Raw genomic sequence first — 11,509 nt, 5'->3', positions numbered from 1 at the left:
CTAGGCGGTTTCCGCGTCGTCGGACGGTTCCGCCGCGAAGCGCTCGTACACGTCGGGCCTGGTGCGGCGCAGGCGGCGGGCGAGGGCGATGCCGAGGACGAAGACGGCGGGGGCCACGCCCATCAGGACCATGTTGACCAGGGAGGACGCGCCCGTGAACAGGTCGAGGTGGGTGCAGACCAGCACGATCGCGACGCTGAGCAGCACCGTCGCCGCGATCGGCGCGACGACCGTGCGCAGCACGCCCTCCTCGTGGGTGATGCGGCGGAAGTAGAACGGCACGGCGATCGCCGCGAGGAGCTGGAGCGCCATCAGGCCGATCATGCCGGGGGTGTTCACCCACAGGAGCAGCTGCGCGTACGGGTCGGCGCCCGCGGCCCAGAAGGCGAGGACGACGGCCGCGCCGAGCACGGTCTGCGCGACACCGGCGACGTACGGGGAGCGGTGCTTGGCGTGGACGGTGCCGAAGGCCTTCGGCAGGACACCCTCCTCGGCCAGCGCGAGCCCGTAGCGGTTGATGGCGTTGTGGAAGGCGAGGAGCGAGGCGAGGACGCTGGTCACGATGAGGATGTGCATCAGGTCGGCCGCCCAGCCGCCCACGAAGGTGGTGATGGCGGAGAAGAACAGGCCGACCGGGTCGCTGCCGGCCGCCGCGACGACGTGGGCGTCGCCGAAGGCCTGGATCACGGTCCAGACGATGAACGCGTAGAACAGGCCCAGGAAGGCGACCGCGATGTAGGTGGCGCGGCGCACCGTGCGGCCGGGGTCGCGGGCCTCGCGGCGGTAGATGACGGTCGACTCGAAGCCGGTGAACGCGGCGAAGGCGAAGGCGAGTACGGCGGCGGTGCCGGGGACGAGCACGTTGCCCGGCGCGAAGGACGCGGCGGACAGGCCGTGCGCGCCGCCCTCGAGGAGGACGCCGCCCGCGAGCAGGACGAGGATGCCGGTCTCGGCGCAGAGCAGGACGCCGAGGAGTTTGGCTCCGAAGTCGATGGACCGGAAGCCGCCGTACCAGATGAGTACGAGTCCCGCGAGGGAGACGGGCAGCCAGGGGATGTCGATGCCGAAGAGGGCGTGCAGGGTGTCCTGCGTGGCGGTGCCGAGCAGGCCGTAGACGCCGATCTCCATGCCGTTGTAGCCGACCATGGCGAGCAGAGCGGCGCCGATGCCGACGGAGCGGCCGAGGCCGCGGGTGATGTAGGCGTAGAAGGCGCCGGCGCTGCGGACGTGGCGGCTCATCGTGGTGAAGCCGACGGCGAAGACGGCGAGTGTCAGGCCGGCGAGGAGATAGCCGACGGGGGCGCCGATGCCGCCGAGCGCGATGGCGATCGGGGCGACGCCCGCCATGACGGTGAGCGGGGCGGCGGCGGAGACGACGAAGAAGGCGATGTCGGCGGTGCCGAGGGTGCCGGCGCGCAGGGTGGGTTCCGCTGCGGCGGCGGTGGCGCTGTCCTGAGTCTGCGGTGAGGTCACGGGCATGGAGAGGGAAGCCCTTCTGGCGGCGGGGGACGGGGGTCCCGGAGGCATCGTCCCGGTGGCCGGGAAGCGAAACCTAAAGGCTTTCGGTTTCGGCAATGTAGCCTCCCTTTGGGCATTCGGGAAGACCTCAGATTCGGGGAGCGCGCGATGGGACGGCCGAGCAAGCCGCTGCTGGACAGGGAGCGGATCACCACGACCGCGCTCGAACTCGTCGACGAGAAGGGCGACTTCAGCGTTCCGCGGATCGCGAAACGGCTCGGCGTCCAGACAGGATCCGTGTATCACCATGTGGACGGCCGGGACGGGATCGTGGAGCTTCTGCGCGAGCGGGTCGCCGTCGCGATCGACCCCGCGACGCTCACCGGCGAGCGGCCGTGGGCCGAGGCCCTCGCGGCCTGGGCCCGCTCCTACCGGGCCGCCTTCGCCGCCCACCCCAAGGCGATCCCGCTGCTCACCACGTCACCCGTGCGGGCCCAGCGCGTCCTCGACCAGTACGAGCTCGCGGCCGGGCTCCTGCTCGACGCCGGGTTCGCCCTGCCGGACGTGATGCCGGTGATCATCGGCCTGGAGAACGTCGTCCTCGGCTCCGCCCTGGACATGGCGGCGCCGGAGACGATGTGGGAGCTGGCCGACGAGACGGCGACGCCGCGCCTGGCGGCGGCCCTGGCCGCGATGGGCGCGGGCCACGCCGACGCGGCGTTCGAACTGGCCCTGACCGGGTTCCTCGCCCACGTCTCCGCGCTGGCCGGGTGACTCCGCCGGGCACCCCCTACGCCCCGTAGAAGCGCTCCTCCATCACCGCGCGCGCCCGGCGCGTCATGCGGCGGTAGTCCTCCAGCATGTCGCCGACGTGCCCGGGGTCGTAGCCCAGGTACCGTCCCACCGCCGCGAGTTCCCGCCCGTCGGACGGGAAGGTGTCGCCCGGACGGCCGCGCACCAGCATGACCGCGCCGCGCACGCGGGACGCCAGGATCCACGCCTCGTCGAGGATCGCCGCCTCCTCGCCCGGGATCAGCTCCGCCGCGCACGCCGCGGCGAGCGCCTCCCGCGTGCGGGTCGTGCGCAGCCCCGGCTCCGCCCACCCGTTCTGGAGCTGGAGCAGCTGGACCGTCCACTCGACGTCCGAGAGCCCGCCGCGGCCCAGCTTCGTGTGCAGCGTCGGGTCCGCGCCGCGCGGCAGCCGCTCGGACTCCATGCGCGCCTTGAGCCGCCGGATCTCGCGCACCGCGTCCTCCCCGAGCCCTTCGGCGGGGAACCGCAGCGGGTCGATGAGGTCGATGAAGCGACGTCCCAGGTCCAGGTCGCCCGCGACCGGTTCGGCCCGCAGGAGTGCCTGCGACTCCCACACCAGGGACCACCGGCGGTAGTACGCCTCGTAGGACTTGAGGCTGCGCACCAGCGGCCCGGACTTGCCCTCGGGGCGCAGGTCGGCGTCGATGAGGAGCGGCGGATCCGCGCTCGGCAGGGCGAGCAGCCGGCGCATCTCGGACACGACGCGGTTCGCGGCCTTCGCCGCCTCCTGGTCGTCGACGCCCTCGCGCGGCTCGTGCACGAACAGCACGTCGGCGTCCGACCCGTAGCCGAGCTCGTGCCCCCCGAACCGCCCCATGGCGATGATCGCGAACCGGGTGGGCAGCTCGTCGCCCCACCCCTCGCGCACGACGGCGCGCAGCGTCCCGGCGAGGGTCGCGGCCGTGATGTCGGAGACCGCGCCGCCGACGCGGTCCACCAGTGCGCCCTGGTCGGCCTCGACGGGCGTGTCCTCGGTGCCGTACGAGGCGATGATGTCGGCGGCCGACGTACGGAACAGCTCGCGCCGCCGTACGCCACGGGCCGCGGCGACGGCCTGCTCGGCGCCGTTCGCGCGCCCGACCGCGGCGAGCACCTCCTGCTCCAACTGGGCGTGCCCGCGCGGTTCGAGGCCCCGCTGGTCGCCGAGCAGGGCGACGGCCTCCGGCGCGCGCATCAGCAGATCGGGCGCGAGCCGCCCGGCCGACAGGACCCGGGCGAGGTTCTCCGCGGCCGCGCCCTCGTCCCGCAGCAGCCGCAGGTACCAGGGCGTCTTGCCGAGCGCGTCGGACACCTTGCGGAAGTTGAGCAGTCCGGCGTCCGGGTCGGCGGAGTCGGCGAACCAGCCCAGGAGCACCGGCAGCAGCGTCCGCTGGATCGCCGCCTTGCGGGTCACACCGGAGGCCAGCGCCTCCAGATGACGCAGCGCGGCGCTCGGGTCGTGGTAGCCGAGGGCCACGAGCCGCTCCCGCGCGGCCTCGGTGCTCAACCTGGACTCGCCGGAGGCCAGTTGGGCCACGGCGTCGAGCAGCGGCCGGTAGAAGAGCTTCTCGTGCAGGCGGCGCACGACAGAGGTGTGGCGGCGCCAGGCGCGGTGCAGTTCGGTGATCGGCTCGGTCCGCATGCCCATGGACCGCCCGGTGCGCCGCAGGTCCGCGTCCCCCTCGGGGACGAGGTGCGTGCGCCTCAGCTTGTAGAGCTGGATGCGGTGTTCGAGGGTGCGCAGGAACCGGTAGGCGTCGTCGAGCTGGACGGCGTCGACCCGTCCCACGTATCCGCCGTCGGCGAGTGCGGCCAGCGCGTCCAGGGTGGTGCCGCTGCGCAGCGAGAGGTCGGCCCTGCCGTGCACCAACTGCAGGAGCTGTACGGCGAATTCGACATCCCTGAGCCCGCCGGGCCCCAGCTTCAGCTCCCGGTCGACCTCGCCCGCGGGGATGTTCTCCACGACGCGCTTGCGCATCTTCTGCACGTCGGGCACGAAGTTCTCGCGCTCGGCGGCCTGCCAGACGAGGGGCGAGAGCGTCCTGACGTACGCGTCGCCGAGTTCGAGGTCGCCGGCGACGGGCCGCGCCTTGAGCAGCGCCTGGAACTCCCAGGTCTTGGCCCAGCGCTGGTAGTAGGCGAGATGCGAGGAGAGCGTCCGCACGAGGGGGCCGTTGCGTCCCTCGGGGCGCAGGTTGGCGTCGACCGGCCAGATGGCGCCTTCGACGGTCGTCTCGGAGCAGATCCGCATCATGTGCGAGGCGAGCCGGGTCGCCGCCTGGATCGCCTTGCCCTCGTCGGCGCCTTCGACGGCCTCGCCGACGAAGATGACGTCCACGTCGGAGATGTAGTTGAGTTCGTGGCCGCCGCACTTGCCCATCGCGATGACGGCGAGCCGGCACAGCGCGGCGTCCCCGGGCGCGTCCGCCTCCGCCAGGGCGAGGGCGGCGCGCAGGGTGGCCGTGGCCAGGTCGGCGAGTTCGGCGGCGGTCTGGGCGACGTCGGTCGTCCCGCACACGTCACGGGCGGCGATCGACAGGAGGCAGCGCCGGTAGGCGACCCGCAGGGAGTTCGGGTCGACGACGTCCGCGAGGCCCCGCTCGAACTCCTCCACCCCGGGGTGCAGGTCGGACGGCTCGTAGGTGACGAGGGCCTGCCAGTCCAGCGGGTGCCGGGCCAGATGGTCGGCGAGCGCCTCGGACGCGCCGAGCACGCCGAGTAGCCGGTCGCGCAGCGGCTTGGCTGTGATGAGCGTGTCGAGGAGCTCCCGGCGCTCGGGGTCACCGGCCTGCGCCTCGACGAGCCGGACGAGCCCGAGGAGGGCCAGATCGGGGTCTGCGGTGGCGCTGAGGGCGTCGAGAAGCATCGGGTCGGAGCGCACGGCCGACAGGCCCGGCACGTCCAGGAGCCGCTCGGCGGCGGAGGGATCCGTGAATCCGTGCCGCAGCAGCCGCGTGAACGTACTGCTCCTGCGCCCTTGGGGCACCGACATCGCACGGCCTCCTGTTCGATCACGCACTGGTCCAGAGCCTAGGGCCTGTCCGGCGGATCAGGTCGGTTCAGGTTGCCGGAAACAGTCCGCGCCCCCGGCACGATCCACCGGACAGGCCCGAAGGCCTCGCCGGTGAGTTCCGTCCGCGTGCGCGGTCTGCCCTTTGACGGGAGCATCGGGGTGGCCGGGGCGGAGAGAAGACCGCCGCGGCCGAGCTGTTCCGGATCCCGACGGTACGGCCGGACGGGCGCCCCCGCTCACGCCGCCGCCCGCCCGTGTGGCGGGAAACCTCAATCCGAAAGGGAACACCCATGGACTGGACCCTCGAAGTGATCGTCGTGCCCGTCTCGGACGTCGACCGGGCGAAGGACTTCTACGAGAACCGGGTCGGCTTCAAGGTCGATGTCGACCAGGTCGTCACGGAGGGCGTCCGCATCGTCCAGATGACGCCGCCCGGGTCGCGCTGTTCGATCACCCTGGAGGAGGGCGTTCCGGGGGCGCCGGGGCAGCGGCCTATGCAGCCGGGCTCGCTGACCGGCGTCCAGATGTGCGTGACGGACATCGACGCCGCGCGGGTCGAGCTGCTGGAGCGGGGCGTGGACGTGAGCCCGGTGCAGCACGTGGGGGCCACGGGGTGGGAGGACGGGCCCGGCGACGTATGGAACTCGTTCATGTTCTTCGCCGACCCGGACGGCAACGGCTGGACGGTGCAGCAGGCGCCGGCCCCGCTGTCGGAGCGCTGAGGGTTCACCGCCCCTTCACATGTGCGTGGGACAGGGGCATCTTGGCGTGTGCATGCTCTAGCCGCACCGCCGCCGTCTCTCCCCCCACCGGAGGTCTCACGTGCTTGGCAGATCACTGTTCCGACGCAGCCGCACCGCGGCGCTCGCGTCGGCCTTCGCCCTGACCGCCACCGCGGTCGCGCTCTGGTCCGGCGTGGGCGGCTCGTCCGCGCAGGCCGCTGCGGGCGTCCCCACCCCGGACCACACCGTGGTCGTGGTCTTCGAGAACCACGCCTACAACCAGGTGATCGGCTCCTCCAGCGCCCCGTACATCAACAGCCTGAAGACGAACGGCGCCGGCCTCTCCGCGTCGTACGCGCTGACGCACCCGAGCCAGCCGAACTACTTCGCCCTGTTCTCGGGCGCCACGCAGGGCATCACGGACGACGGCTGCTACACGCCGGGCTTCTCCTCGCAGCCCAACCTGGCCTCCGAGCTGATCGCCGCCGGCAAGACCTGGGGCAGCTACAACGAGGGCCTGCCGAGCCAGGGTTCGACCACCTGCTCGTCCGGCGACTACGCCCGCAAGCACAACCCGTGGTTCGGCTTCAGCAACGTGCCCACGTCCACGGCGAAGACCTTCGCGCAGTTCCCCTCGGACTACTCGACGCTCCCCCAGGTCTCGTTCGTGGTCCCCGACCTGTGCAGCGACATGCACGACTGCTCGGTGTCGACCGGTGACACCTGGCTGAAGAACAACCTGTCCGCGTACGCGACCTGGGCGAAGGCGCACAACAGCCTCCTCGTCGTCACCTTCGACGAGGACAACCGCCTGGCCGGCAACAAGATCCCGACGGTCCTCTACGGCCAGCAGGTCACCCCGGGCGCCACCTCGGCGACCACCTACAACCACTACGACGTCCTGCGCACGATCGAGGACATGCACGGCCTCCCGCACGCGGGCAACGCGGCGTCCGGCAAGGACATCACGGGCATCTGGACGTCCTGACATGTACGTAGCGGACAGCCGCCCCCAAACACGGGGGAACTCCAGCGCGGCGTCCGCGGAACCCGCCGCCCGGCCACCGGCCGGGCGGCGCGGCACCGCGATCGCCACCACGGTCCTGGCCCTCGGCTCGGTCAGCCTGATCACCGACGTCTCGTCCGAGATGGTCACGGCGGTCCTGCCGCTCTACCTGGTCGCGGGCCTCGGCCTCTCCCCCCTCGGCTTCGGTCTCCTGGACGGCGTCTACAACGGCTTCTCGGCGCTGGTCCGCCTCGTCGGCGGCCACTTCGCGGACCGCGGAGGCGGCCGCCACAAGACCGTCGCCCTGTTCGGCTACGGCCTCTCGGCGCTCTGCAAACCCCTGCTCCTGCTGGCCGCCACGCTCCCCACGATCGGCATGGTCCTGGCGGCCGACCGCACGGGCAAGGGCCTGCGCACGGCGCCGCGGGACGCCCTGATCTCCCTGAGCAGCACCCCGGCCACCCGCGGCAGGGCCTTCGGCGTGCACCGGGCGATGGACACGACGGGCGCCCTCCTCGGCCCCCTCGCGGCCTTCCTGATCCTGCGCGCGACGACGGACGGCTACGACGCGGTCTTCACCGTCAGCTTCTGCGTCGCGGCAATAGGCGTACTGGTCCTGTTCCTCTTCGTCCCCCACCGCCACGAAGCCGAGCAGGTGACCACCAAGCACAGTCGCCCTGCACCCTCGCAGGAGTCCGCCGAGGAGAGCCGCCCCGCACCCGCACACGAGCCCACCAAGGACGGCCGGCCCGCCGCGCCCCCACGCCCCACCTTCCGGTCCGCGCTCGCGCTCCTGCGCCGCCGCGAGGTCCGCCGCACCACGGTCTGCGCCCTGCTCCTGGGCCTCGCCACGGTCAGCGACTCCTTCATCTACCTGCTCCTCCAGCGCCGCCTGGGCGTCCCCGACCAGTGGTTCGCGCTGCTCCCCCTGGGCACGGCGGCCGCGTTCCTGCTCCTGGCCGCGCCCCTGGGCCGGCTCGCGGACCGCGTCGGCAGCTGGCGCGTGTTCCTCGCCGGCCACGCCGCGCTCCTCACCGCGTACGGCCTGCTGCTCTCGCCGTGGCACGGCACCGCCCTGCCGTACGCGGTCCTGGCGCTGCACGGCTGCTTCTACGCGGCGACGGACGGCGTCCTGATGGCCGCGGCCTCCACCGCCATCCCCCAGGAGCTGCGCTCGTCGGGACTCGCCGTCGTGCAGACCGGCCAGGCGCTCGCGCGCTTCGTCTGCTCCATCGGCTTCGGCGCCGCCTGGACGGCGTGGGGCGACCGCACGGCTCTGGGCGCGGCCACGGTGGCGCTGGCGGCGGGCGCCGCGGTGGCGTACGCGTTCCGGCCCACCGCCCCCACCCCCGCGGAGGTAGTACCCGCATGACGCCACGTAACAGGCTGCTCGTCCTCGTCGCCGCGGTCGTCGCCCTGGCGGCCGTCGCGACGGCCTCGGTCCTGCACGCGGCGGCGCGCGCCGACCGCAGGAACGAGGCGCACGCGGGCGGCCCGACGGTCACGGCGGGCCGGGTCACCCTGCCGGCCGAGTCCACCGCGGCCCCCCGCCACCTCGTCTTCCGCAACATGGCGTGGGGCCCCCACCGGGACGAGCTCACCACGGTCCCGGCGGGCCGCCCGGACGCGCCCCGCACCGCGTCGGGCGTCAAGTGCCTGCGTTTCTACGCCGCTTCGGGCACGGCCATCTGCCTGCGGGCCGAGCGGGGTGCGATGCAGGACACGTACACGGCGCGCGTCCTGGACTCGCGGCTGAAGGAGAAGGCCCACTACGCGCTGCCGGGCATCCCGTCCCGCGCCCGTGTCTCGCCGAGCGGGCGGTACGCGGCGTGGACGGTGTTCGTGGGCGGCGACAGCTACGCGGGCACGAACTTCTCGACGCGGGCGGCGATCGTGGACACCCGCACGGGTCGCCTCACGCCGACGCTGGAGGACTTCCGGGTCGTCAAGGACGGCCGGACCTACCGCGCGGCGGACATCAACTTCTGGGGCATCACGTTCGCGGCGGACGACCGCCACTTCTACGCGACGCTCGCGACGCACGGACAGACCTACCTCGTACGGGGCGACCTGCGGACCCGCACGCTCACCACCGTCCACCAGAACGTCGAATGCCCGTCGCTCTCCCCCGACGGCACCCGCATCGCGTACAAGAAACGCGTGAAGGGCCTTTCGGCGGACGCCCCTTGGCGGCTGTACGTACTCGACCTGCGCACGCTGCGCGAGACACCTCTGGCGGAGACCCGCAGCGTGGACGACCAGGCGGTCTGGAGCGACGCGCACACCCTGACCTACGCGCTGCCGGGCGACTACGGCGCGGACCTCTACACGGTCCCGGCGGACGGCACGGGAGCGCCGCACCGCCTCACCAAGGCGGCGGTGTCTCCGGCGTACCTGTGACCCCGGGCGATCCGGAACCGCTGATACCGATGGCGGACGGGCCTGCCGCCCGCAATGCTCACGGCTCCGGGATCAGCCGCACCACCGTCACGACCAGGATCGACCCGGAGACGTAGTACCGGACGATGACGCCGCGCACGGTCGCCTCCCTGCGGTCCGCCCACCGGCCGATGGGGAGGGACCCGTGCCCGTACGGGTCGACGCCGAGGGTGCGTTCCAGCTCCGCCCTGAACGGCACGGGTCCCGCCATCTTCGCGAGGGTGTCGTCGGCGGGCGGGGCGTACGCGATGCGATGGCGGCGGCGATGACGAGGGCTCACGCGGCTCCGGCCCTCTCCGCTTCCTCACGGGCGAGCCGCTCCATGATGGCGTCGGCGGCCGGGTCGGGCACGGCCTCCAGCATCCAGTGCCGCATCACGGCGTGGATCTCGTGCACCCCGGCCGCGTTGATCTCCCGGTCGAACTCCTCGCGCCGCTCCCGCGGCAGGGCGTCACGGATGGCGGGGATGCTGTTGGGCACCTCGACCTCGACCCCGTCGACGAGGGTCTTGAGCGGCTCGGCCATGCTGCGCTCCCTTCTCGCTCACCGCCCACGGTAGCGACCGGGGACCGCAAAAGGGGCGGGACGCATCAAGCGCCCCATGGTTCTGCTCCTCCCTCTCAGCTCCTCCTTCTCAGCGCATTTGCTCGGCCAGTCCGACGATGATGCCCTCCGGGCCGCGGAGGTAGCAGAGCAGATAGCTGTCCTCGAACCGGGCGATCTCGCCGACGAGTTCGGCGCCGTGAGGGCGCAGGCGCGCAACGGTGTCCTCGATGTCGTCGACGGCGAACATGACGCGGTGCGTGCCCAGAATGTTGTGCGGCCGGTTGCGCGGCCCGGCGCTGATCACCGCGGGGCTGCGGTACTTCGACAGTTCCAGCCGGCTGTGACCGTCCGGGGTCCGGAGCATCGCGATGTCGCAGCGGACACCGTCGAGTCCGGTGCACTGGTCGGCGACGAGGCCCTCGACCTCCGCCCTGCCCTCCAGCTCCATACCGAGTTCCACGAAGAACGCGATGGCGGCATCCATGTCCTCGACGACGATGCCGACGTTGTCCATCCGCTGAATCGCCATGCTGGTTCTCCTTCTTCCCGTGCGGCCGGTGGTGGCCGCTGATGTCCCTGGGACGGAGCCGGTGCCACGTTCTCGACATCCACAGCGCACGCGAAGGGGCCGCCGGTCAACGGACCGACGGCCCCAGAGGCTCGGCGCGGCGCGAAACCGAGCGCTTCCTCGCTTATGCACCGCTTCTTGCGCAGGAACTGCAGGGCGAGCGCCACCAGGCCGCCCGTGTCAGTGACTCGCGGGCCGGAGCGACTTCCCCAATGCCACCCCGGCGGGGGCGTTGCCAACGGGGATCGGGGAGCCCACGACGGTGTTGGTCTTGGTGTCGATCACCGACACGCTGTCCGAGAGGGAGTTGGTCACGTAGGCGCGACCGCGGAGGGCGTCGGTGGCCACCCAGGCGGGTCCGTAGCGGACGAGGATCGGGGAGCCGACGACCGCGTTGGTCCTGGTGTTGATCAGCGACACGGCGTACGAGTCGGAGTTGGTCACGTAGGCGCGGCCCCGGAGGCTGTCGACAGCCACCCCGGCAGGGCCTTTACCGACATGAATCCGCGAGCCCACGACAGCATTGGTCTTGGTATTGATCACCGACACGGCGAACGAGTGAGCGTTGGTCACGTAGGCGCGACGACGGACGCTGTCCACAGCCACCCCGGCAGGGCCCTTACCGACATGAATCCGCGAGCCCACGACAGCATTGGTCTTGGTATTGATCACCGACACGCTGTCCGAGCCAGAATTGGTCACATAGGCGCGACCACGGACGCTATCGACAGCCACCCCGGCAGGGCCTTTACCGACATGAATCCGCGAGCCCACGACAGCGTTCGTCTTGGTATTGATCACCGACACGCTGTCCGAGCCAGAATTGGTCACATAGGCGCGACCACGGACGCTGTCCACAGCCACCCCCGCAGGGCCCTTACCGACATGAATCCGCGAGCCCACGACAGCATTGGTCTTGGTATTGATCACCGACACGCTGTCCGAGCCAGAATTGGTCACATAGG

At 71.9% G+C, this 11,509-nt stretch carries 11 protein-coding genes; 5 read left to right on the top strand and 6 right to left on the bottom strand.

Annotated elements, in window-relative coordinates; all coding sequences use genetic code 11:
- Positions 1 to 1,479 carry an APC family permease gene (locus ACIPWY_RS08625; RefSeq protein ID WP_362899820.1) on the bottom strand — a complete coding sequence of 493 codons (1,479 nt, stop codon included), beginning with the start codon at positions 1,477 to 1,479 and terminating at the stop codon, positions 1 to 3.
- A 147-nt stretch (positions 1,480 to 1,626) separates the two neighbouring features.
- Here ACIPWY_RS08625 and ACIPWY_RS08620 point away from each other — a divergent pair, with 147 nt between their 5' ends.
- On the top strand, positions 1,627 to 2,232 hold the full coding sequence (locus ACIPWY_RS08620) for a TetR/AcrR family transcriptional regulator (RefSeq protein WP_393698341.1): 606 nt from the start codon (positions 1,627 to 1,629) through the stop codon (positions 2,230 to 2,232).
- A gap of 16 nt (positions 2,233 to 2,248) precedes the next feature.
- Here the strand turns inward: ACIPWY_RS08620 and ACIPWY_RS08615 are convergent, their stop codons facing one another.
- Positions 2,249 to 5,242, bottom strand: a complete 2,994-nt coding sequence (locus tag ACIPWY_RS08615; protein ID WP_362899816.1) for a bifunctional [glutamine synthetase] adenylyltransferase/[glutamine synthetase]-adenylyl-L-tyrosine phosphorylase — start codon at positions 5,240 to 5,242, stop codon at positions 2,249 to 2,251.
- A 311-nt stretch (positions 5,243 to 5,553) separates the two neighbouring features.
- Between ACIPWY_RS08615 and ACIPWY_RS08610 the strand changes: the two genes are divergently transcribed.
- From ACIPWY_RS08610 to ACIPWY_RS08595, 4 genes are all read left to right on the top strand, one after another.
- Positions 5,554 to 5,985 (top strand): VOC family protein, encoded by a 432-nt coding sequence (locus ACIPWY_RS08610; protein ID WP_362899814.1) that lies wholly within the window; start codon positions 5,554 to 5,556, stop codon positions 5,983 to 5,985.
- Between the two features lie 100 nt (positions 5,986 to 6,085).
- Positions 6,086 to 6,973 carry an alkaline phosphatase family protein gene (locus tag ACIPWY_RS08605; RefSeq protein WP_362899813.1) on the top strand — a complete coding sequence of 296 codons (888 nt, stop codon included), beginning with the start codon at positions 6,086 to 6,088 and terminating at the stop codon, positions 6,971 to 6,973.
- 1 nt (position 6,974) lies between these two features.
- Positions 6,975 to 8,363: an MFS transporter gene (locus ACIPWY_RS08600; protein ID WP_401532509.1), complete on the top strand. Its 1,389-nt coding sequence runs from the start codon at positions 6,975 to 6,977 to the stop codon at positions 8,361 to 8,363.
- On the top strand, positions 8,360 to 9,391 hold the full coding sequence (locus ACIPWY_RS08595) for a TolB family protein (RefSeq protein ID WP_393698334.1): 1,032 nt from the start codon (positions 8,360 to 8,362) through the stop codon (positions 9,389 to 9,391). Before ACIPWY_RS08600 ends, ACIPWY_RS08595 begins: the two co-directional genes overlap by 4 nt.
- A 58-nt stretch (positions 9,392 to 9,449) precedes the next feature.
- On the opposite strand, the gene ACIPWY_RS08590 is transcribed toward ACIPWY_RS08595, so the two are convergent.
- The 4 genes from ACIPWY_RS08590 to ACIPWY_RS08575 form a co-directional block, all read right to left on the bottom strand.
- Positions 9,450 to 9,641: a hypothetical protein gene (locus ACIPWY_RS08590; RefSeq protein ID WP_100592578.1), complete on the bottom strand. Its 192-nt coding sequence runs from the start codon at positions 9,639 to 9,641 to the stop codon at positions 9,450 to 9,452.
- A 65-nt stretch (positions 9,642 to 9,706) separates the two neighbouring features.
- Positions 9,707 to 9,955 carry a hypothetical protein gene (locus ACIPWY_RS08585; protein ID WP_362899807.1) on the bottom strand — a complete coding sequence of 83 codons (249 nt, stop codon included), beginning with the start codon at positions 9,953 to 9,955 and terminating at the stop codon, positions 9,707 to 9,709.
- A gap of 109 nt (positions 9,956 to 10,064) precedes the next feature.
- Positions 10,065 to 10,505: a VOC family protein gene (locus tag ACIPWY_RS08580; RefSeq protein WP_362899805.1), complete on the bottom strand. Its 441-nt coding sequence runs from the start codon at positions 10,503 to 10,505 to the stop codon at positions 10,065 to 10,067.
- A gap of 219 nt (positions 10,506 to 10,724) precedes the next feature.
- A partial coding sequence (locus ACIPWY_RS08575; protein ID WP_401532505.1) for a YncE family protein occupies positions 10,725 to 11,509 on the bottom strand: 785 nt, incomplete at its 5' end.

It is taken from the genome of Streptomyces sp. NPDC090032 (assembly GCF_044748025.1).
Lineage (GTDB): Bacteria > Actinomycetota > Actinomycetes > Streptomycetales > Streptomycetaceae > Streptomyces.
This window is presented reverse-complemented; position numbering and strand designations above follow the sequence as displayed.

Bases quoted from the DNA above. Each gene is read 5' to 3' on its own strand.
- ACIPWY_RS08625 (WP_362899820.1), bottom strand. From the start codon at position 1,479: ATGCCCGTGACCTCACCGCAGACTCAGGACAGCGCCACCGCCGCCGCA.
- ACIPWY_RS08620 (WP_393698341.1), top strand. From the start codon at position 1,627: ATGGGACGGCCGAGCAAGCCGCTGCTGGACAGGGAGCGGATCACCACG.
- ACIPWY_RS08615 (WP_362899816.1), bottom strand. From the start codon at position 5,242: ATGTCGGTGCCCCAAGGGCGCAGGAGCAGTACGTTCACGCGGCTGCTG.
- ACIPWY_RS08610 (WP_362899814.1), top strand. From the start codon at position 5,554: ATGGACTGGACCCTCGAAGTGATCGTCGTGCCCGTCTCGGACGTCGAC.
- ACIPWY_RS08600 (WP_401532509.1), top strand. From the start codon at position 6,975: ATGTACGTAGCGGACAGCCGCCCCCAAACACGGGGGAACTCCAGCGCG.
- ACIPWY_RS08595 (WP_393698334.1), top strand. From the start codon at position 8,360: ATGACGCCACGTAACAGGCTGCTCGTCCTCGTCGCCGCGGTCGTCGCC.
- ACIPWY_RS08590 (WP_100592578.1), bottom strand. From the start codon at position 9,641: ATGGCGGGACCCGTGCCGTTCAGGGCGGAGCTGGAACGCACCCTCGGC.
- ACIPWY_RS08585 (WP_362899807.1), bottom strand. From the start codon at position 9,955: ATGGCCGAGCCGCTCAAGACCCTCGTCGACGGGGTCGAGGTCGAGGTG.
- ACIPWY_RS08580 (WP_362899805.1), bottom strand. From the start codon at position 10,505: ATGGCGATTCAGCGGATGGACAACGTCGGCATCGTCGTCGAGGACATG.